The organism is Buchnera aphidicola (Pemphigus immunis), assembly GCF_964059115.1.
GTDB classification, from domain to species: Bacteria; Pseudomonadota; Gammaproteobacteria; order Enterobacterales; family Enterobacteriaceae; genus Buchnera_C; species Buchnera_C aphidicola_C.
Genome location: NZ_OZ060408.1, coordinates 520832 through 543522, shown reverse-complemented (window position 1 = coordinate 543522; position 22691 = coordinate 520832). Strand labels below are relative to the sequence as shown.

Genomic DNA, 22691 nt, shown 5'->3' with positions numbered 1-22691 from the left:
AAAATTATAACCTAATTTTAATATAAGAAACTATATGATAATGAATCTATTTATATTTAATGTTTGAAATATATTTTCATTTTTATTAATTATTTTTATTATTATAAAAAAAAATTATTTATTTTTTTATAATAATAAAAATAACATTCAACTTTGTAAATTTATTTTTTAATTAATGTTGATATTAGATATCAATAGTATAATTTTGCTTGATTGGTATAGGTTTTTTACTTTATTTTTAGTAAGTATTTTTTTAGAAGAATGTTTTTCTTAAATTATAATATATATGTTTTAAAATTTTTTAATAGGTATCAAAAAGGACTGTTTATATAAATAAAAATTTTATGTAACATTTTTTTTATTGGTTTTGTATTAAATATTAAAAAATAGATATAATATTAAAGAAATTAATTTTTACAAATTTTTCATATTTAATATTTTTGGATAATTTTAAATGTAAAAATTATATTTTTATTTTTTTTTGATTGAATTATTTTGAAATTGTTAGTATTAATTAATTTTATTTTTTTACTATATATCATAAATATATTTTTATTTTAGATATTTTTAACTATGTTATTTTATGAAATATTTGTCATATTTATCAATATTATCATTTTTAGAGAAATAATAAGTAATATTTAAAATATTAATTTTATTAATTTTTTGTCGATAATAATATCATATTTTTTAGTTTAAATTATTTGTGGTTAGATATTAATTTTTATAACAGAGTTTTATCCAATGAATAAAGAACGATTTCATGTTTCTTATTTTTGATAAGATAATTTCATTTATTTTTCAACAAAAAATTATTTAGTTTATTTATGTAGAATATAGAACATGTTAACGAGTTGAATTTTCTATATTCTATGAAATTAAATTAATTTTATATTTCTTTTTTTAATAGATTATATGTTATTATTATTTTGCAAAAGAACTTCAATGTTTTTTTTATAAAGATTGACATTTTATTGAATTTATTTTTATTTCATTAATATTTTATTGTAGTATACAAAAATTTAAGTATTTACTTATGTAATACAATTTTCGATATATGAGATATGTTCATTATATAAATGTTAAAAAAATGTTATGTAATTAAATTTACTGAGTAGGTAAACAAATGGCAAGCAGAGGTATAAATAAAGTAATTCTTATTGGTAATTTGGGTCAAGATCCAGAAATTCGTTATATGCCTAATGGTGGAGCTGTAGCAAATATTACTTTAGCTACTTCTGAAACATGGAGAGATAAAAATACAGGAGAAATGAAAGAAAAAACGGAATGGCACAGAGTAGTATTATTTGGAAAATTAGCAGAAATAGCCAGAGAGTATCTTAGAAAAGGTGCACAAGTATATATAGAAGGTGCATTGCAGACAAGAAAATGGCAAGATCAAAATGGTGTCGATCGTTATACTACAGAAATCATCGTAAATATTAGTGGCACAATGCATATGTTGGGAAATAGGAATATTAATAATTCATTTTCTAATGAAAATATGCAAAAAAATAATATGATATTACAAGAAAAAAATAAATTAGAAAAAGGTGATGTAAAATTTAATCAATCTAGTGCTTATAATAAAAAAGAGATTTCAATTAATGATGAGTCTCAAATTGATTTTGATGATGATATCCCTTTTTAAAAATATATTTATTAAAAAAAATAATTATAGCACCCCGTATTTAGGGGGCTAGTGGTTTATGTATATATTTTTTATTCATTAATTTAATTAATGTAAATATTATATTTTTATAATATTATTATAAATTATAATAATTTTTTAAATTTTAATAAACATTCGCAAAATTCTTGAGGTTGTGAGATAAAAGGTGCGTGAGCGGATTGATTTATGGTAATAGAATAACTATATGGTACTATTTTATCTAAAATACCAGATATTTTATTAGGAATAAAAGGATCTAAATTACCATATATTCTTAATAATGGAACAGTTAATTTTTGTATATTTTCTCTTAAATCGATAGAACATAATATTTTTAGTCCTTCTATTAAAGCTATTCTTTTAGGATAAGGATATAATAATATTTTTTTTTTTAATATTGAAAAATATTGATAAGGTTGAGATAAATTAAAATTTTGTAAATCTATAAAATTTTCAACAGTTTTCGCATAGTTATTACTTAAAGAATTATAAATATTTTCAAATATTTTAGGATTAATACCAGGCCATTGATGACGAGTTGTAAAACAAGGAGAAGAAGATACGTTAATAATTGCTCGTGTATTTTTAGGATAGTTTAAACCTATCATGTTAGCAATTAAACCTCCAAGAGACCAACCTAACCAGATAGAATTTTTAGGCATATAGTAAGATAAAATTTCTATCGTAGATTTAATTTTTATTGCTGAACAATGTTTGCTTTTACCAAATCCTGGTAAATCAACTAAATATAATGTAAAATGTAAATTTAATTTAGAAATAATATGATACCATATTTTTATATTAAATCCCCATCCATGTAAAAGTATCAGATTGATGTCTCCTGATCCTATTTTTTCCCAATATAATTTATTCATAATTTTTTTTAAAAAATATTATATTTTAATGTAGTAAATATGATGTAAATCATTACTAATATTATATATATAGTGATGTTAATTTAACATAAATTATTTCATTTCATGGATATTGAATTTAAGGATAAATTTTTTCTTGTTATAAAATAAATAAGTATTATAATAAATTATTTTTAATCAATACCTTACCTAAGTATTTTTATTATGATTTATATTTCTATACCAGCTCAAAAATATTTAAAAAAATTGTTAAAAGATGAAGAAAAAGGTACTCATATTCGAGTTTTTGTTGTCAATCCAGGTACACCTAAAGCAGAATGTGGCGTATCTTATTATTCTCAAAAAGAAATACAAGATAATGATTTAGAAATAAAATATACTGATTTTAACGTTTATGTGAACATATCTGATATAGAGTTTTTAAAAAAAACAAAAATTGATCTTGAAATAGAAGGTACAAATTCAAATTTGACTTTAAGTGCTCCTTTTGCTAAATATAAACAAAGTAAAAAAAATTTATCTTTAAAAGATCGTATACAGCATTTTTTAGATATTGAAATTAATCCTGTTTTATCTTTGCATGGTGGTCAAGTTTTTTTAATTGATATTACTAAATTGGGATATGTTATATTAAAATTTAGTGGTAGTTGTAATGGATGTTCAATGATTGATGTAACTTTAAAAGAAGGTATAGAAAAAAAATTGTTGCAAGTTTTTCCAGAAATCAAAGGAATTACAGATTTAACAATTCATCAACATGGTCACCATTCTTACTATTAATTGTAGGAATATGTTTATATATTTAGTATCATATATTATTATGCGATATAATAATAGAATTTTATTCTTCAATTTATTGATTAAATGTATTTTTATTTTTTTGGAGTTAATTCTCCTCTTATATTTTTTTGCATTATTTTTCTTATTTTGTTATTAGATAAATTTTGGCTAAATAAAAAATGAAGTTTTGTAAGGGCAGCTTCTATAGTCAGATCATAACCACTAATAACACCTACATTAGCTAGTGAATTTCCTGTTGCGTATCCTTTCATATTGACTGAACCAGAAATGCATTGCGTTAAATTAATAATGATAATATCACGTTGATAAGCTATCTTTAGTTCATTTAAAAATTTTTTATCTTGAGGAGCATTGCCTACTCCGTAAGAACATAAAATTAATGCTTTAACTGGTTGAAGTAAAAAATTGTGAATAATTTTAGCAGAAATTCCTGGATAGATAATTATTATTCCAATAGGTTGTGGAGTTACATGATATGTTCTGAAATTTTTACGAATATTTGTTATTAAAGGTTTAAATATATATCTAACTTGTATACCTATCTCAATTAGTTGAGTAAAATTAGGAGAAATAAAAGCATTAAATCCATCAGCATTAGCTTTAGTGGTTCTATTACCTCGATATAATTTATTATTAAAAAAGAGAGTTACTTCAGAGATAGGGTAATGAGCTGCTATAAGTAAAGAGTTAAGCAAATTTTGTCTACCATCAGATCGTATTTCATACAGAGGTATTTGAGAACCTGTAATAATAACTGGTTTTTGTAAATTTTCTAACAAAAAAGATAATGCTGATGCAGTATAAGACATTGTATCAGTACCATGTAAAACAATAAATCCATCATATTTTTCATAGTTAATAGAAATATCATTGGCTATAATTTGCCAGTCTATAGGACTCATATTAGATGAATCAATTAATGGTTGATACTCATTAATAATGAAATTAGGTATTTCTGGTTGGTGAAAATCAGGCATGTTATTTATTTGTTTTTGCAAATAACCAGACATGGGAACATAACCATTTTTAGAATTTTTCATTCCAATAGTACCACCTGTGTAAGCAATATATATAAATTTTTTATTCATTTTTATCTCTTAGGTTAAAAATTAAAATATTACATATTTGTGTATATTACTACAATATAAATGTTTATAGTATATTAAATATGTACTGTATATTTTTTAAAATAAGTCTTTTTTTTATATAAAATGTTGTTTTTAATTATTGTATAATAATTTAAGTGTTAACGTTAAATGATAAATAATAATGATCAAAAAAAAATCAGATTTGAATTTTTTATCGGAAATAGAAAAAAGAAGAACTTTTGCAATTATTTCTCATCCAGATTCAGGAAAAACAACTATAACTGAAAAAATATTGTTATTAGGAAAAGTTATTCATAAATCTGGTACTGTTAAAGCTAGAGGTTCAGGAACTTATGTTACATCTGATTGGATGAAAATTGAAAAAAAGAGAGGCATTTCTATTACCAGTTCTGTTATGCAATTTTATTATAAATTTCATTTAATTAATTTATTGGATACTCCAGGTCATGAAGATTTTTCAGAAGACACTTATCGTATCATTACTGCTGTTGATTGTTGTTTAATGATTATCGATGCAGCTAAAGGAGTAGAAGAGAGAACTAAAAAATTAATTAATATAACCAGATTGAGAAATACTCCTATCATTACTTTCATTAATAAATTGGATAGAGATGCTAAAGATCCTATAGAGTTATTTGATGATATTGAAAATAAATTAAAAATATCTTGTACTCCTATTACTTGGCCAATAAATTGTGGACGTTTATTTCAAGGGATATATCATATTTATGATGAAGGAATATGGATTTATAAAAAAAGTGTAAAAAAAACTGAAAAAAAAATATTTTTTTTAAAAATGCCAGATTTAAATAATATTTTGTTAGATGAAAATATTGGTTCAGAATCAGCTCATAAATTACGTGAAGAAGTGGAATTAATCAAAGAGTGTTATTTAAAATTTAAACGTTCTTTTTTTTTACAAGGTAATTTGACTCCAGTATTTTTTGGTAGTGCTTTAAATAATTTTGGTGTAGATCACATGTTACATGGTTTAATAAATTGGGCTCCATGTCCAACGTATAAAACATCTGATATGAGAAAAGTAGAACCCAATGAAGACAGTTTTTCTGGTTTTATTTTTAAAATACAAGCAAATATGGATTCTAAACATAGAGATCGTATTGCTTTTATGAGAATAGTTTCAGGTAAATATATTAAAGGTATTAAATTATTACATGTTAGGACAGGGAAATATATTGTTGTTAATGAAGCACTTATATTTTTAGCCGGTGATAGATTTTCGGTAGATAATGCTTATCCAGGAGATATTATTGGGATACATAATCATGGAAAAATTAGGATAGGTGATACTTTTACTCAAGGTGAACGAATTAAATTTATTGGTGTTCCTAATTTTGCTCCTGAAATATTTCGCTATATTCGATTAACTAATCCATTTAAACAAAAACAGTTATTGAAAGGATTAAAAGAACTGTCAGAAGAAGGTGCTGTTCAAACATTTCGTCCAATATTAAATAATAATTTAATATTAGGAGTAATAGGTGAATTACAATTTGATATAGTTATTGAAAGATTACAAGAAGAATATTTTATTGAAGCTGTATATGATAGTGTAAATATTGTAGCTGCGCGATGGATATCATCTTCTGATAGTAAACAGTTAAATAAATTTAAATTAAAATATATATCTAATTTAGCAATTGATGGTAATAATCAATTAACGTATATTGCTCCGAGCTTAGTTAATTTAAATATTGTTATTATGCGTTATCCAAATATTATTTTTTCTAAATTTCAAGAAAATTAATATTGTTACGACATTCAATTTTTATTAAATAATTTAATTCCAGGTAATATTTAATTTTTATTGATCAAAATCAAAATATATTTTTTAAATAATTTTTAATGTTATTGGGATATATAATAATATATGAAACGCGCATTTATTTTAGTATTGGATTCTTTTGGAATTGGCTATAGCCGTGATGCTTATAAGTTTGGAGATGAAGGAGCTGATACTTTTGGACATATACAACAAGCTTGTTTGAGCGGAATAGCTAATAAAAATAGAATAGGTCCATTAAAAATTCCTAATTTAATGTCTTTAGGTTTAGGTAAATTGGTAGAAAAATCTAAGAGTAAATCGTTATTCTTTACTGATAATGATACTAATATTATAGGTAGTTATGCATATGCCAGTGAGATTTCTTCTGGTAAAGATACTATTTCTGGACATTGGGAAATTGCAGGTGTTCCTGTATTGTTTAATTGGGATTATTTTAAAAAAAAAGAAAATAGTTTTGATAAAAATTTGCTGAAAGAAATTTTTATGCGTTCTCATTTAATCGGATCATTAGGTAATTGTCATGCTTCTGGAACAACAGTATTAGATGATTTTGGAGAAGAACATATTTGTACTGGAAAACCTATTTTTTATACTTCTCAAGATTCAGTATTTCAAATTGCATGTCATGAAAAAATATTTGGTTTAGAAAAATTATATAATTTATCTAAAATAGTACGAAAAACGTTAAACGATAAGAAATATAATATTGGTAGAGTTATTGCTAGACCATTTATTGGTAATAAAAAATATCAATTTTTAAGAACAAATAATAGAAAGGATTTATCCAATTCACCGACGTCTTCAACTGTTTTAAAGAAGTTAATAGACGAGAAATGTGGAATTGTTGTCGGTATCGGTAAGATTTATGATATTTATGCTGGTGTAGGTATAACATATAATGTAAAGGCTAATGGATTAAATGATTTATTCGATAAAACTATAAATCAAATAAAAATATCTTTGGATAATACCATTGTTTTTACTAATTTTGTCGATTTTGATTCTTCTTGGGGACATCGTCGAGATATTTCAGGATACGCAAATGGATTAGAGTTATTTGATTCTAGATTACCGGAATTGTTAAAATTAGTAAAAAAAGGGGATATTTTAATTATAACAGCAGATCATGGTTGTGATCCTACGTGGTCAGGAACTGAACATACAAGAGAAAATGTACCTATTTTAATTTATAGACCGGGTATGGTTTCTAAATATTTAGGTTATCGTAAAACTTTTGCAGATATAGGACAAACATTAGCTAAGTATTTTGGTTTATCTAACATGGATTACGGAACCAGTATGTTATAAATATCTTATTTATCATAGGATTATTAATAAATTGTTTAATAAGAGGAAATTGATATGGTTACTCCTCATATGAATGCCAAAGCAGGGGATTTTTCAGATATAGTTATTATGCCAGGTGATCCTATTAGGGCAAAGTATATAGCCGACAATTATTTAAAAAGTGTTACTGAAGTGAATAATATTAGATCTATGTTTGGTTATACTGGAATTTATAAGAATAAAAAAATTTCTATTATGAGTCATGGTATAGGAATACCTTCTTGTTCTATTTATGTTAAAGAATTAATTACAGAATATTTAGTGAAAAAAATTATACGAGTAGGGACATGTGGTGCGATAATAGAAAATATGGCATTGCGTGATATTGTAATTGGTATGGGAGCATGTACTGATTCAAAAGTAAATAGATTAAATTTTAAAGATAACGATTTTGCAGCTATTTGTAGTTTTCCTATGCTTTTTAATATAGTTAAAGTAGCTGAAAAATTTAATATTAAAATTAATATAGGAAATTTATTTACAACTGATTTATTTTATTCAGATGATCAAGAAGTTTTAGATGTAATAGAAAAATATGGAATTTTAGGTATAGAAATGGAAACAGCGGGATTGTATGCTTTAGCAGCTAAATATAAAATTGAAGCTATTTCTATTTGTACAGTGACAGATCACATAAAAAAATTAACTAAAATTTCATCTGCAGATAGACAGTCAAGTTTGGATACAATGATTCATTTGGCCTTAGAATCTACTTTATTATAAAATATATAAATGCACATCTTTGTAATATAAATGTACAATATAAATTGAGTACTAAAATAAAGTAATTTTATTTTTTTGGTGAGGAAGGGATTCGAACCCTTGATACGTTTCCATAATACACGCTTTCCAGGCGTGCTCCTTAAGCCTCTCGGACACCTCACCTCTTATTTATATATTCTTTGAATCTGAAAATATAATAATTAATATGAAAAATAAGGTCAAGTTATTTTATGTTTTAAATTTTTTTATATGTTGATAATATTAGATATCGGTTTTTTAGAAAAAGTTTATCATTGTTAAAGTAGTTTTTAGGAATGAATACATTATTTTATTTGATAAAATCAAATCAAGTTTTTATCATAGATGAGATATTATATTTTACGTAGTTTATATCATGTATTAAATTATTATTTTTTAGTAATGATATGTATGATTGATATTAATAAATTTAAAAAATATAATTTTTTAAATTTATTTGGTAAAATTAATACTTTATTATTAATAAAATTTTTTTATTAAATATGGTGTAATTTTTCTATTTTATATTTATATATATACATTTTTATCTAAAAAAAAGAATATGAAAGATAGATATTTTTTTTTCGATAAAAAACATGTTTTTTAAAAAATAATTTTTTACTTTTAAAAAAAATTATGCTTATTAAAGATATATTAATAAATAAAATTTATTAATTAAACTCATAATGTTTAAAATAAATACAATTAAAACTATTTAACATATAAAAAAATTGTATATTTTTAATAGTTTGTTTACTAAAGATATTTTTAATTTTTTTTTAAAATTAAAATATTTTATTAATGAATATGAAACAGTTTATATGTTAATTATATTTTATAGACAAAAAGGTAAAAACAAACTGTAAAATTGAAATTTTCAATTGATCAAATTTTTAGTAATGTTATAATGTAAATATATTATAATTTTTATTTTTACAATTTATGTCCTACTAGCATATTTTTTATAAATGTAGGTATTATTAACACATTATATTTCATAATATTTAAAAAAATGGCAGAAAAAAGAAATATCTTTTTAATTGGACCCATGGGTGCAGGTAAAAGTACCATTGGTCGTCAATTATCTCAACAACTTAGTATGGAATTTTATGATTCTGATCAAGAAATTGAGAAGCGCACTGGTGCTGATATAAGTTGGGTTTTTGATGTAGAAGGTGAACAAGGATTTCGAGATCGAGAAAAAAAAATAATAGATGAACTCACTCAACTTCACGGTATCATATTGGCTACAGGAGGTGGCTCTGTACTATCTCGAGAATCACGTAATCATCTTTCTGCTCGTGGTACCGTAATTTATTTAAAAACAACGATTGAAAAACAATTATTACGTACTCAACGAGATAGAAAACGTCCGTTATTACAAAAAGATATATTAGCTCGTAAAAAAACATTAGAAAATTTAGCATATGAAAGAAATCCTTTCTATCATGAGATAGCAGATATAGTAGTAAATACAGATGAGAAAAGTGCAAAAATTGTTTCTAATCGTATTATCTATTTATTAGAAAAAAACCATTAATTTTTTTATATTGTATGGAAATTGATTAAATATGGAAAAATTAAACGTTAGTTTAGGGGAAAGAAGCTATACTATTAGTATAGGTTCTAATTTATTGGATAAAAAAAATATATTTTATCCTTTAAAGACAGGTAATAAAGCAATGTTGGTAACAAATAAAACATTAGCTAATATTTGGAAAGATAAAGTACTACGTTGTCTTTTTGAACAAGGAATTAAAGTTGATGAAGTGATTTTATCAGATGGAGAAAAATATAAAAATCTATGTGAAATGGAATCAATTATTTCTTCTTTATTGGAAAACACCCACGGAAGAGATACAACTTTAATTGGATTAGGGGGTGGAGTAATAGGTGATATTACTGGTTTTAGTGCAGCTATATATCAGAGAGGAGTAAGGTATATTCAAATTCCAACGACTTTGTTATCTCAAGTTGATGCCTCCGTAGGAGGAAAAACTGCTGTTAATCATGTTTTAGGAAAAAATATGATTGGTGTTTTTTGGCAACCGGCTTCTGTTTTAATTGACATACAATTTTTACATACTTTACCTAAAAGAGAGTTAGTTTCAGGAATAGCTGAAGTAGTAAAATATGCTATCATTTTTGATAGTGATTTTTTTGTTTGGTTAGAAAAAAATATTGAAGGAATATTAAATCTCGATATTAAATTAATGAAACATTGTATTCTAACTTGTTGTAAATTTAAGTTAAGATTAATAGAATTAGATGAAAGAGAGTCAGATTGTCGTGTTTTATTAAATTTAGGACATACTTATGGACATGCTATAGAGTCTCATGTAGGATATGGAAATTGGTTACATGGGGAAGCAGTATCAGCTGGTATCATTATGGCAGCTCGAACTGCAGAAAAAATAGGATTATTAAAAAATAAGGATGTTAAACGTATAGAAAAATTGATGAGTAGAGTAGGTTTACCAATTAGGGGACCTAAAAACATGTTACCTTCTTCTTATTTTCCTTATTTTATGAGAGATAAGAAAGTAATTTCTGGTGTTATAAGAATGATTTTGCCAGTAAAAATTGGTGAAGCTAAGGTATTTACTGGAATTGATGAAGATATTATTAAATCTGTAATTACAGATTGTATTCAAAATAACTAAGTAGAAATATAATTAAAATTATATTTTTTATTGTTAATTTATTTTTGTACATAAACACAAGTAGTTATTTTATTAGATAAAAATTTTAATTTTATTTAACAATAACATATTAAGAAGTTTGTCTCTTATTGATAAAATAAAAGTAAAACATGTTATTTAAATTAATATTTATATGTAATCAGAATAATTTTTAATAAAGATATAAGATAATTACTTATCAGAATGAAATATGCAAGATAATAACCTTTATTTTAAAATTTGTTTCTATTTGTGATAACAATATCATGTTAAGATCAAAAAAAATGCAACTATTTTTTTTATTTATTTTTTTAATTTTTTTATTTTATTTTTTAAAAATAATTATTTTAATATTTTTTATATTACTTTTTTTATTTTTTTTAAGACTATATATTTAATATTTGTATTGTATTATTATTTAATATTAAATGTAATAAAATACATATTGTACAAGTTATCTTTATTACTTATAAGTCTTTTACTTAGTGATAAATAATATCATCCTTATGGGATAATTATGAAAAAATTTTTTCTGGCATCTTCAATTTTATCAGCTGATTTTGCTCGTCTTGGTGATGAAACAAAAAAAGTTTTAGATTTAGGTGTTGACATGATTCATTTTGACGTCATGGATAATCATTTTGTTCCTAATTTAACTATGGGTCCTATGATTTTACGATCATTACGACAGTATAAGATCAATGCAGATATTGATGTACATCTTATGACAAAACCTGTGGATAATTTAATTCCTCAATTTGCGTTAGCTGGAGCTAATTATATAACTGTTCATCCAGAATCGACAGATCATTTAGATCGTACTTTGGATTTAATAAAATTTCATGGTTGTAAAGTAGGTCTCGGTTTTAATCCAGCAACGCCAATCAGTTTTATGGATTATGTAATGGATAAACTGGATATGATATTATTAATGTCGGTAAATCCAGGATTTGGAGGACAAGATTTTATTCCTTCTGCTTTAGAAAAACTACGTGAGATTAGGAAAAAAATCGATAATAGTGCATATGATATATTATTAGCTGTAGATGGAGGTATAAAAGTAAATAATATTGCTAATATAGCTTTGGCTGGTGCAAATGTTTTTATTGTTGGGTCGGCAATTTTTAATTCTAAAGATTATCAAAAAACTATAAGAAATATATATGAAGAGTTAGATTCAGTTCACCATGGAGCTATTCATTAATTTTAAATATAATGATATTATTTAATAATAGAAATTCATAATGGAAAATAATAAATCAATTTTATTTAGTGCTGTACAACCAACAGGTAATTTAACAATTGGTAATTATTTAAGTGTTTTATCTAAATGGAGCACAATGCAGAAAGAATACAATTGCATTTATTGTATAGCTGATTTACATGCAATTACTGTTAAAAATGAAAGTAAAGTATTACGTAAAAATATATTTGACACTTTATCTTTATATTTAGCTTGTGGTGTAGATCCAAAAAAAAGTATTGTTTTTGTACAATCTCATGTTTATGAACATGCTCAATTAAACTGGATATTAAATTGTTATTCTTATTTTGGAGAATTAACACGTATGACACAATTTAAAAGTAAGTCAAAAAATATTAATAAAAACGTTAATATTGCTTTGTTTAATTATCCTATTTTGATGGCATCTGATATTTTGTTATATCAAACTAATTATGTTTTAGTGGGTTTGGATCAAAAACAGCATTTAGAATTAACTATTGACATTGCTAATCGTTTTAATACTATATATGGTAAAAAAGTATTTACTATTCCTTCTATATTATTATCTCAACAAGGGTCAAAGATTATGTCCTTGTTGGAACCTGTAAAAAAAATGTCAAAATCTAATTTTAATAAAAATAATTCTATTTTTTTATTGGAAAAAATAGATTCAATTCGGAAAAAAATAAAACAATCCGTTACTGATTCAGAACAACCAGCAAAAATTTATTATAATATAGAAAAAAAACCAGGTATTTCTAATTTATTAACCATTTTTTCTTGTATTACAGGAAAAACTATTTTTGAATTAGAAAAAGAATTTTCTGGAAAATTATATGGAGAATTTAAGGAATCATTATTTGATGTGTTATCTAATTTAATATTGAAGATACAAAGATCTTATTTTTTATATCGTCAAGATGAATCTTATTTAGAAAAAATTATGATAAAAGGTGCTTTAAAAGCACGTACATATGCAAAAAAAACGTTAAAAAATGTATATAATGTTTTAGGTTTACGGTAATATATATTATTAATTATTTTTATAATATAACATATAAATAATTTACTATTAATTATTTTCTATGTTTTGTAAAAAAACCTAAAACAAAGCTCAATATAAATACTATTAAATATAAAATATTTGCAGTTATTAATGCTGCTTTAATTCCAAATTGAGAAACAATAGGACTGGTTATAATAAAAGTTAATAACGTTCCTATTGTTCCAGAAGTTAAAATAAAATTAATAACTTTAGGAGAAGTTTTTTTAGTTTGCAAAGATCCTAATGTAATTATTAGAGTATAAATAGCGCTAGAAAAAAATCCCAATAAAATTATTATCCATTTTAAATATTCATAATTTGTATTTTTAATAAATAAATACATTAATACACAAGAAATACCTGTAAGAAAAAACATCATTTTTTGTAAATCAAAAAATTTTAAAATACCACTAAAACACCACATACCAAACATATATGCCATCCAGAAATTGCTTACTAATTTTCCAGCATCGACAATATTTGTCCCTATCAATTTTATTGAAAATTCTGGAATCCATGAAATAAATCCTAATTGTCCCAAAATATAACATAATGCTGATAGAGATAATAAAAATATACTGGTGCTATATTTTTCTTTTTGTTTAATTTTTTTTTCTTGATTAGTAGAATTTAAATTTGGAAATTTTGAGTATATTGTTAATAAGAAGATAAATAAGTAAATAATTCCTATTAATGTATATACCCAGTACCATTGAAAATTTTTCTTTAATAAAAAAGTAGTACAAACAGGAATGAACATACCTGACATACTGAAAAAAGAATCTGTTAATAATAATAGAGAAGCTCTTTTATTTCCTGTATATAAATGAGTAATTAAAAAAGTTCCTATCGACATTGTAATTCCACTTATAATACCAAGCATAAAAATACTAAATGAAAAAAATATTAAATTATGCGTGAATATCAATACATATATTGATAGTACCATAAGAAAAAAACCTACAATAATTTGTTTTTTTAATGGAATAATTTCCATTAACCAAGCATTTAAGAAAATAGATATTAAAATACCAGCATTTAAAAAAGTAAAAATATTGCTGGTGTATGATAGAGATATTTCAAAGTATTCTGATACATTTCCCATTATCAATCCTGTAACAACAATTAATGCGCCAGTTAAAGCATAAGAAAAAAAACTAATCCAAATTAGACTTATACGATTTGTTCTTGTCATATTTTCGTATCCTGAAATAAATTTATTTAATTTTATTTATTTTTTTATGAATTTAAAATTCATATTTTAGTTTTAATTAAATAGAACATATATGATGTTATATATAATTTATTTTTTAATATATCAGCAGAAAAGTTCAATTTTTAAAAAATATAATTGATATTAAGTTATATCAAGATAAAATTTTTATAGTAATTTTGTTGTATGTAATATGTTATTTATATATATAAAATATTTTACTGCATATACGATATATATTTTTATTACTAATGATATTGCCAATATTAATTTTTTATTTTAGTTAAAATGTATGCTTACTTATATTAAAAATAAAAACAATTTTTATTTTCCAGTGTAACATTTATCTAAAATAAAAAATTAATTTTAAGCTATTTGCATTTCATATAAAGACTAATTCTGTTATTTTAAAGCTAAATTTAATATGTATTTTTATATTTATATATATTTTATCAGTTTGTGTTTTATATATATAATATAATATCAAAAGAAATTCTTAAAAATTAATTATTATTTATAATATTTTTTTTGATGTCTTTTTATTTATTTAGATTGTTTTGAAGTAAAATAGGTTTTTTGCGGAATAAATTAGGAAATAGAAAATACTTTTTTTAGGAAAAAATAAATTTTTGGAAATATGATTAACAAATAATTTTTAATTTATTTATATTTGGATAAATATACTTTTATTTTAATTATTAATATTTTTTTTATTAAAAATCAATAGTTTTGCTATATTTTATAATGTCATTAAATTAATTTTTTAATTATGTTTAAAAATCAAATAAATATGAATATGTAATATTCTCTTATTTTTAGATAAATTTAATTTATTTTATAAAGTTTGTAATGTATATACCTTAGTATTTTATACTGATTTATAATATTTTATATTTTTGATTTATTTTTTTTATTTTTAGTTCTTTACATGTTTCTTTGTAAGAAAATAAGTTTTATTAAAAATCAATATTACTGGAAACAATTTTATATCGTATTTTATGTATCAATTGCATTTAGTTATATTAATAGAGTTAATTATAATATAAAATGTATGTACTGATGTCATTAGTATAACTTTTAATTAAAAATTATTTTTCGTATTGATAAAAATTCCATTCTTTTTTCTTTAGAGCATAAAGATATCATTTTTATTTTTTATTAGAAACAAATTTTATATTTTTAAAAATATGTATTTATAATTATAGTTTAAATAATTATTTTTATTTAAAATATTTTTAAAAATTGATATCAATCATGATTTAATGTTTATTTTTATATCACATGTGTCGGATTAGTTATTAAATGAACATTTTTTACAAATAATTTGAAACTGTAATGTAAAATGAAGATTTTATACTGATAATCAAGTATAATATTTATTATTGTAAAAATATAGAAATAATATAATTATGAACTGTAAAAAAAACATTTTTTTAAAAAAATTTTTCAACATGATTACGTTGATTTGTATAATATATACTTTATTTTTTAGTTCTAGTATTTGCTTAGCATCTAATTTTTTTAAATTAATTGAAGAAAAAGAAAATATGTCTCAAATGAATCGTACTTCTATTTTTAAAAATAATAATGAAAAAATATCTTATGCGTTAGGAGCTTCATTGGGTAGTTATATGGAACGTTCATTGATAGATCAAGAAAATTTAGGATTTTTTTTAGATAAAACACAATTTATTTTAGGGATAAAAGATACAATGTTTGGAACATTAAAATTATCTAATGAGGAAATTGCTAATAGATTAAGAAATTTAGAATATAAATTGAAAGATGCAGAGATAATGATGTTAAAAAAAAGAGCTGAAGAAAATTATACTCAAGGAAAAGTATATATATCTAATTTTGTAAAAAAAATAGGTGTAAAAAAAACTTCAACAGGTTTATGTATTTTAATAAAAAAATTAGGAGATGGTCAATTTCCTAAAGATAATGATATGATTTTGGTAAATTACAAAGGAACGTTAATTGATGGTAGTGAATTTGATAATTCATATACAAGTGGACCAATATGGTTATCTATAAAAGATGTAATTCAAGGTTGGCAAGAAGGTATAAAATATATTAGTAAGGGTGGAAAGATTAAATTAGTGATACCGCCTCAATTAGCTTATGGAGAAAATGGAGTTCCAGGAATTCCTGGTAATTCAATATTAATTTTTGATATAGAATTAATCGATATAAAATCTGTATTGAAGTAAATTAATTTTTATTTTTATGTAGTTAAAAATTTTACATTTTTAAAAATTATTTAAATTATGTTGTTCGTTTATAAAATATAATTTATTTTTTCAATTTTATGGTTTAAATTATATGAATTATGTAGTTTTAGTTACAGGTTCAGCATACGGAAAAGAAAATTCTAAGACAGCTTTATCTTTTTCTCATGCTTTAATTGATTGTGGACATAAATTAGATAGTGTTTTTTTTTATTTTAGTGGTGTATTAAATGCTAATAAGATGGTATCTCCAGCTGAAGATGAATGTAATTTAGTTAATTCTTGGCAAGATTTTCATTTTCAATTTAAGATAAAATTAAATATTTGTATTAGCGCAGCTTCTAGAAGGGGAGTAATAAGTGATGAACAAGCATTACGATTTGGTATTCAAATAGGAAATTTAGCAAAAGGTTTTACATTAACTGGATTAGGTGAATTATCTGAATCTATTCGAAAATGTGATCGTATTGTACAATTTTAATATAATTTTATGAAACATATGGCTTTTATTTTTTCTTATGCACCGCATGGTACTGCTTTTGGTAGAGAAGGTTTAGATTTAATTTTATCTATTTCTTTAACAATTCAGAATATTTCCATTTTTTTTATTGGTGATGGAATTTTTCAATTAATAAAGAATCAAAAACCGGAACATATATTGTCACGAAATTACACACCTGCATTTTTTATTTTGCCTTTGTATGGTATAAACAAATTTTATTTTTGTGCTGATTCGTTAATAGAACGAGGTTTTTTTGAAAAAGATATTTTTTTATTGGATGTTCAGGTTTTAAGTAAAAATGTTCTTCAAAAAAAAATAGATGAATGTGACGGAATTATTAATTTTTAAGAGGTGTTTAGTATGTTACATACGTTAATGAATTCCCCTTTTAAAAGTAATATGATATTATTATTTAATATTTTAAAGAAGTCGGATGATTTATTAGCATTACAAGATGGTGTAATTATTGCTGTAGATAAAAACTATTTTTTGAGAGATTTATTAAATTCGTCAGCTAATCTCTATGTTTTAAAAGAAGATGTAACAGCGCGCGGTCTTTGTAAAAAAATTGCAACTGGATTTATGATGATTGATTACCATAAATTTGTGTTTTTGACAGAAAAGAATCAGCAGCAAATGAATTGGTAAGCAATTAGTTTTTTATTCTAGAATATTTTTTAACCAGTCTAAATTCTGCATAATAATAGTATATTCAATTTAATTTATTTTATTAGAAATCATAAAAATTTTATAATAGGAGATTTCATGGCCACAGTTAATCAGTTGGTCCGCAGACCCCGTGTTCGTAGAAATATAAAAAGTAATGTACCGGCATTGGGTAAATGTCCTCAGAAAAGAGGAGTATGCACAAGAGTTTATACAACTACTCCTAAAAAACCTAATTCAGCTCTTAGAAAAGTTTGTCGTGTTCGGCTAACTAATGGTTTTGAAGTGACTGCTTATATAGGTGGAGAAGGTCATAACTTGCAAGAACATTCGGTAATTTTAATAAGAGGTGGACGAGTAAAGGATTTGCCAGGAGTTCGTTATCATATTGTTAGGGGTTCTTTAGATTGTTCAGGAGTAAAAGATCGTAAAAAAGGTCGTTCTAAATATGGTGTAAAAAAATCAAAAGTATAAATATAAATAAAAATAAAAAATAATTTTTTATCAAAATGGAGCATTTATGCCTCGACGTCGTGTAATTGGAAATCGTAAAATTTTACCAGATCCAAAATTTTCATCAGAAATATTAGCTAAATTTATTAATATATTAATGGTCGATGGAAAAAAATCCATTGCAGAAGTGATTGTTTATAAAGCATTAAAAAAATTATCAGAACGTATAGGTAAATTAGAATTAGAAATTTTTAATCTTGCGTTAGAGAACGTTCGTCCAACAGTAGAAGTAAAATCTCGTCGTGTTGGTGGTTCTACTTATCAAGTTCCAGTGGAAGTTCGTCCGGTTCGAAGAAATGCTTTGGCTATGCGTTGGATTGTTGAAGCAGCACGTAAACGTCCAGATAAATCTATGTTTCTCAGATTATCTAATGAATTGCAAGATGCTTTTGAAAATAAAGGGAATGCTGTAAAAAAAAGAGAAGAAGTACACAGAATGGCAGAAGCTAATAAAGCTTTTGCGCATTATCGTTGGTAAAAATAGTTTATTGCAGTAATAAGTTATATTTACGTTAATCAACAGGTAAAGCCATTCTTTTTTATTGATTAATCATTTAGACTATTAGGTAACTAGAGGAATAAAATGGCTCGTACTACTCCTATTACTAATTATAGAAATATTGGAATTAGTGCTCATATAGATGCTGGAAAAACAACTACGACTGAACGAATTTTGTTTTATACAGGAATTAATCATAAGATTGGGGAAGTTCATGATGGAGCAGCAACTATGGATTGGATGGAACAAGAACAGGAAAGAGGTATTACTATTACTTCTGCTGCAACAACTGCATTTTGGTCAGGAATGGCTGATCAATTTACACCGCATCGAATTAATATTATTGATACACCAGGACATGTTGATTTTACTATAGAAGTTGAACGTTCTATGCGTGTATTAGATGGTGTTGTTATGGTTTATTGTGCAGTTGGAGGTGTTCAATCTCAATCTGAGACTGTTTGGCGTCAAGCAAATAAGTATAAGGTACCTAGAATTGCATTTATTAATAAAATGGATCGTATGGGAGCAAATTTTTTAAAAGTAGTTAAACAAATAAAAAATCGTCTTACTACAAATCCTGTTCCTATTCAGTTAGCGATAGGTAGCGAAGAAAATTTTGTAGGAATAATAGATTTAATAAAAATGAAATCTGTTAGTTGGAATGATAAAGATCAAGGAGTAACTTTTACTTATTCAGATATTCCTGTTGATATGTTAGAGTTATCTGAAAAATGGCATCATAATTTAATTGAATCTGCTGCTGAAGCAAATGAAGAAATTATGGAAAAATATTTAAATGGAGAAAAACTTTCTGAAGAAGAAATAAAATTAGCACTACGACAAAGAGTTTTAAATAATGAAATTGTTATTATTACTTGTGGATCTGCATTTAAAAATAAAGGAGTACAAGCTTTATTAGATGCAGTAATAGAATATTTACCATCTCCAATAGATGTAGGATTAAAAAAAGAAATTTCAGATAAAACAGGAAAGACAATTGTTTTACCTAATTTCAATGATGAAGAACCTTTTTCAGCATTAGCATTTAAAATTGCCAGTGATCCATTTGTTGGAAATTTAACGTTTTTTAGAGTGTATTCTGGAGTAGTGAGATCGGGAGATACTGTATTTAATTCTGTAAAATCTCAAAAAGAAAGATTTGGACGAATTGTTCAAATGCATGCAAATAAAAGAGAAGAAATAAAAGAGGTAAGATCTGGTGATATAGCTGCAGCTATTGGTTTAAAAAATGTAACAACAGGTGATACTTTATGTGATCAAAATTCTAGAATTATTTTAGAACGCATGGAATTTCCTGAACCAGTAATTTCTATTTCTGTAGAACCAAAAACAAAATCTGATCAGGAAAAAATGGGTTTAGCTTTAAATAGATTAGCAAAAGAAGACCCTTCATTCCGAGTATGGACGGATGAAGAATCTAATCAAACTATTATTGCAGGTATGGGGGAATTACATTTAGAAATTATTGTTGATCGTATGAAAAGGGAATTTAATGTTAGTGGAAATATTGGCAAACCTCAAGTTGCTTATAGGGAAACTATCAAGGAATTAGTGAAAAATATAGAAGGTAAACACATTAAGCAATCTGGAGGACGAGGTCAATATGGACATGTAGTAATTGATTTATTTCCATTAGAACCAGGAAGTGGATCCAGTTATAATTTTATAAATGATATAAAAGGTGGTGTAATTCCAGGAGAATATATTTCAGCAATAGATAAAGGTATTCAAGAACAGTTAAAATATGGACCGTTGGCAGGATATCCGGTTGTAGATATAGGTGTACGTCTGCATTTCGGATCTTATCATGATGTAGATTCTTCTGAAATAGCATTTAAATTAGCAGCATCAATAGCATTTAAAAATGCTTTTAAACAGGCTAAACCGATTTTACTAGAACCTATTATGAAAGTAGAAATAGAAACTCCAGAAGATTATATGGGAGATGTTATTGGTGATATAAATCGTCGAAGAGGCATTATCGAGGGTATGAATAATATGATAAATGGGAAAATTATTTTTGCCAAAGTACCTTTATCTGAAATGTTCGGATATGCTACTGATTTACGTTCTCAAAGTCAAGGAAGAGCAGCTTATTCTATGGAATTTTTGCAGTATGCAGAAGCTCCTAATAGTGTAGCTAAAAATATTATTTTAGAAAGAGAGAAATGATTTTTTATATTTTAAAAATTTAATAAAGGTTATATTTTATGTCTAAAGAAAAGTTTGCAAGATTAAAACCCCATATTAATGTGGGAACAATAGGTCATGTTGATCATGGTAAAACAACTTTAACAGCTGCTATTACTACTGTATTGGCTAAAAAATATGGAGGATCTCCTCGTGCTTTTGATCAAATTGATAATGCTCCTGAGGAGAAAGCAAGAGGTATTACCATAAATACTTCTCATGTTGAATATGATACTCTTAGTAGACATTATGCACATGTTGATTGTCCAGGGCATGCAGATTATATAAAAAATATGATAACAGGAGCTGCGCAAATGGATGGCGCTATTTTAGTAGTAGCTGCTAGCGATGGTCCTATGCCACAAACACGTGAACATATTTTATTAGGTCGTCAAGTAGGTGTACCTTACATAATTGTATTTTTGAATAAATGTGACGCTGTTGATGATGAAGAATTATTGGAATTAGTTGAAATGGAAGTTAGAGATTTATTGACACAATATGATTTTCCGGGTGATGATACTCCTATTGTAAGGGGTTCGGCTCTAAAAGCATTAGAAGGTGTTCCAGAATGGGAAGAAAAAATTATCGATTTAGCTAATTTATTAGATAGTTATATTCCAGAACCAATAAGATCAATTGAAAAACCATTTTTACTTCCGATAGAAGATGTATTTTCTATTTCTGGTAGAGGTACAGTTGTGACTGGTAGAGTAGAGCAAGGTATTGTAAAAGTTGGTGAAGAAGTTGAAATTGTTGGAATAAAGAATACTATAAAAACAACATGTACTGGTGTTGAAATGTTTCGTAAATTATTAGATGAAGGAAGAGCTGGAGAAAATGTTGGAATTTTATTACGAGGCACTAAACGAGAAGACATAGAAAGAGGACAAGTATTAGCAAAACCAGGAACTATTCATCCTCATATCAAATTTGAATCAGAAGTTTATGTACTTTCAAAGGAAGAAGGTGGTCGTCATACACCTTTTTTTAAAGGATATCGACCTCAATTTTATTTTAGAACCACAGATGTAACCGGTTTTATTGAGTTACCTCAGGATATAGAAATGGTTATGCCTGGAGATAATATTAAAATGACAGTAACATTGATTCATCCTATTGCAATGTCTGAAGGACTGCGTTTTGCAATTCGTGAAGGTGGTCGTACAGTTGGAGCTGGTGTGGTTATTAAGGTAATTAGTTAATTAATATTTTATTGAATATGATAATTAAAAGGTTGATTTATATTAAATACGGAAGAGCCGATAAAGCTCTTCCGTATTTAATATAAAATATAGACATATGATTTTTAAATACTATAGTTTACAAAATAAAATATATTTTTTATAATAATAATTTAATAATTATTAAAAAAATATTTAGATAATTTTATTATGTGTAGGAATTTTTTACAATATTAAATGTTGATTTTTTAATAAAAATTATTATAAATTTTTAAAAAATATATTTTATTTTAATTTTTAAAAACTACGTACGTTTGTTTTTTAAAGAATGTTATAATATCTTCCTTATTTTATAAGCATTTTAAT

At 24.5% G+C, this 22691-nt stretch carries 20 protein-coding genes and 1 tRNA gene; 17 read left to right on the top strand and 4 right to left on the bottom strand.

Annotated features, from left to right (window positions below; all coding sequences use genetic code 11):
* The first annotated feature begins 1126 nt into the window (after nucleotides 1-1126).
* Complete coding sequence (locus tag AB4W77_RS02405; protein ID WP_367681409.1) at nucleotides 1127-1651, top strand: single-stranded DNA-binding protein; 525 nt, start codon at nucleotides 1127-1129, stop codon at nucleotides 1649-1651.
* Nucleotides 1652-1776: 125 nt separating this feature from the next.
* Here the strand turns inward: AB4W77_RS02405 and bioH are convergent, their stop codons facing one another.
* Nucleotides 1777-2547, bottom strand: a complete 771-nt coding sequence (gene bioH, locus AB4W77_RS02400; protein ID WP_367681408.1) for a pimeloyl-ACP methyl ester esterase BioH — start codon at nucleotides 2545-2547, stop codon at nucleotides 1777-1779.
* Between the two features lie 204 nt (nucleotides 2548-2751).
* On the opposite strand from bioH, the gene AB4W77_RS02395 reads away from it, so the two are divergent.
* A complete protein-coding gene (locus tag AB4W77_RS02395; RefSeq protein ID WP_367681407.1) occupies nucleotides 2752-3327 on the top strand; it encodes an NfuA family Fe-S biogenesis protein in 576 nt (191 codons plus the stop codon).
* Between the two features lie 92 nt (nucleotides 3328-3419).
* Here the strand turns inward: AB4W77_RS02395 and ansA are convergent, their stop codons facing one another.
* Entirely contained in the window at nucleotides 3420-4436 is a 1017-nt protein-coding gene (ansA, locus tag AB4W77_RS02390; protein WP_367681406.1) for an asparaginase, read from the bottom strand.
* 181 nt (nucleotides 4437-4617) lie between these two features.
* Here ansA and prfC point away from each other — a divergent pair, with 181 nt between their 5' ends.
* The 3 genes from prfC to deoD all read left to right on the top strand — a co-directional run bounded on the left by prfC (nucleotide 4618) and on the right by deoD (nucleotide 8334).
* The gene (prfC, locus tag AB4W77_RS02385) at nucleotides 4618-6225 is read left to right on the top strand and encodes a peptide chain release factor 3 (RefSeq protein WP_367681405.1); all 1608 of its coding nucleotides are present in this window, start codon (nucleotides 4618-4620) and stop codon (nucleotides 6223-6225) included.
* A gap of 123 nt (nucleotides 6226-6348) precedes the next feature.
* Complete coding sequence (locus tag AB4W77_RS02380; RefSeq protein ID WP_367681404.1) at nucleotides 6349-7572, top strand: phosphopentomutase; 1224 nt, start codon at nucleotides 6349-6351, stop codon at nucleotides 7570-7572.
* 54 nt (nucleotides 7573-7626) lie between these two features.
* Nucleotides 7627-8334: a purine-nucleoside phosphorylase gene (gene deoD / locus AB4W77_RS02375; protein ID WP_367681403.1), complete on the top strand. Its 708-nt coding sequence runs from the start codon at nucleotides 7627-7629 to the stop codon at nucleotides 8332-8334.
* Between the two features lie 76 nt (nucleotides 8335-8410).
* Here deoD and AB4W77_RS02370 read toward each other — a convergent pair.
* A tRNA-Ser gene (locus AB4W77_RS02370) sits at nucleotides 8411-8496 on the bottom strand.
* An 868-nt stretch (nucleotides 8497-9364) separates the two neighbouring features.
* Between AB4W77_RS02370 and aroK the strand changes: the two genes are divergently transcribed.
* The 4 genes from aroK to trpS all read left to right on the top strand — a co-directional run bounded on the left by aroK (nucleotide 9365) and on the right by trpS (nucleotide 13282).
* The gene (gene aroK, locus AB4W77_RS02365; protein ID WP_367681402.1) at nucleotides 9365-9892 is read left to right on the top strand and encodes a shikimate kinase AroK; all 528 of its coding nucleotides are present in this window, start codon (nucleotides 9365-9367) and stop codon (nucleotides 9890-9892) included.
* Nucleotides 9893-9923: 31 nt separating this feature from the next.
* Nucleotides 9924-11015 (top strand): 3-dehydroquinate synthase, encoded by a 1092-nt coding sequence (gene aroB / locus AB4W77_RS02360; RefSeq protein ID WP_367681401.1) that lies wholly within the window; start codon nucleotides 9924-9926, stop codon nucleotides 11013-11015.
* A 535-nt stretch (nucleotides 11016-11550) separates the two neighbouring features.
* Nucleotides 11551-12237, top strand: coding sequence for a ribulose-phosphate 3-epimerase (gene rpe / locus AB4W77_RS02355; protein ID WP_367681400.1), 687 nt, complete (start codon nucleotides 11551-11553; stop codon nucleotides 12235-12237).
* 40 nt (nucleotides 12238-12277) lie between these two features.
* Nucleotides 12278-13282, top strand: coding sequence for a tryptophan--tRNA ligase (gene trpS / locus AB4W77_RS02350; RefSeq protein ID WP_367681399.1), 1005 nt, complete (start codon nucleotides 12278-12280; stop codon nucleotides 13280-13282).
* Between the two features lie 52 nt (nucleotides 13283-13334).
* On the opposite strand, the gene tsgA is transcribed toward trpS, so the two are convergent.
* Nucleotides 13335-14498 (bottom strand): MFS transporter TsgA, encoded by a 1164-nt coding sequence (gene tsgA, locus AB4W77_RS02345; protein ID WP_367681398.1) that lies wholly within the window; start codon nucleotides 14496-14498, stop codon nucleotides 13335-13337.
* Between the two features lie 1469 nt (nucleotides 14499-15967).
* On the opposite strand from tsgA, the gene fkpA reads away from it, so the two are divergent.
* The 8 genes from fkpA to tuf all read left to right on the top strand — a co-directional run bounded on the left by fkpA (nucleotide 15968) and on the right by tuf (nucleotide 22346).
* Nucleotides 15968-16729, top strand: coding sequence for an FKBP-type peptidyl-prolyl cis-trans isomerase (gene fkpA, locus AB4W77_RS02340; RefSeq protein ID WP_367681397.1), 762 nt, complete (start codon nucleotides 15968-15970; stop codon nucleotides 16727-16729).
* A gap of 112 nt (nucleotides 16730-16841) precedes the next feature.
* Nucleotides 16842-17228: a sulfurtransferase complex subunit TusD gene (gene tusD / locus AB4W77_RS02335; protein WP_367681396.1), complete on the top strand. Its 387-nt coding sequence runs from the start codon at nucleotides 16842-16844 to the stop codon at nucleotides 17226-17228.
* 9 nt (nucleotides 17229-17237) lie between these two features.
* The gene (gene tusC, locus AB4W77_RS02330) at nucleotides 17238-17597 is read left to right on the top strand and encodes a sulfurtransferase complex subunit TusC (protein ID WP_367681395.1); all 360 of its coding nucleotides are present in this window, start codon (nucleotides 17238-17240) and stop codon (nucleotides 17595-17597) included.
* A gap of 12 nt (nucleotides 17598-17609) precedes the next feature.
* Nucleotides 17610-17897 carry a sulfurtransferase complex subunit TusB gene (gene tusB, locus AB4W77_RS02325; protein ID WP_367681394.1) on the top strand — a complete coding sequence of 96 codons (288 nt, stop codon included), beginning with the start codon at nucleotides 17610-17612 and terminating at the stop codon, nucleotides 17895-17897.
* A gap of 117 nt (nucleotides 17898-18014) precedes the next feature.
* Nucleotides 18015-18389 (top strand): 30S ribosomal protein S12, encoded by a 375-nt coding sequence (gene rpsL, locus AB4W77_RS02320; protein WP_367681393.1) that lies wholly within the window; start codon nucleotides 18015-18017, stop codon nucleotides 18387-18389.
* A gap of 46 nt (nucleotides 18390-18435) precedes the next feature.
* Nucleotides 18436-18906: a 30S ribosomal protein S7 gene (gene rpsG, locus AB4W77_RS02315; RefSeq protein ID WP_367681392.1), complete on the top strand. Its 471-nt coding sequence runs from the start codon at nucleotides 18436-18438 to the stop codon at nucleotides 18904-18906.
* 105 nt (nucleotides 18907-19011) lie between these two features.
* Nucleotides 19012-21123 carry an elongation factor G gene (fusA, locus tag AB4W77_RS02310; protein WP_367681391.1) on the top strand — a complete coding sequence of 704 codons (2112 nt, stop codon included), beginning with the start codon at nucleotides 19012-19014 and terminating at the stop codon, nucleotides 21121-21123.
* 38 nt (nucleotides 21124-21161) lie between these two features.
* Nucleotides 21162-22346 (top strand): elongation factor Tu, encoded by a 1185-nt coding sequence (gene tuf / locus AB4W77_RS02305; RefSeq protein ID WP_367681390.1) that lies wholly within the window; start codon nucleotides 21162-21164, stop codon nucleotides 22344-22346.
* Nucleotides 22347-22691 lie beyond the last annotated feature (345 nt).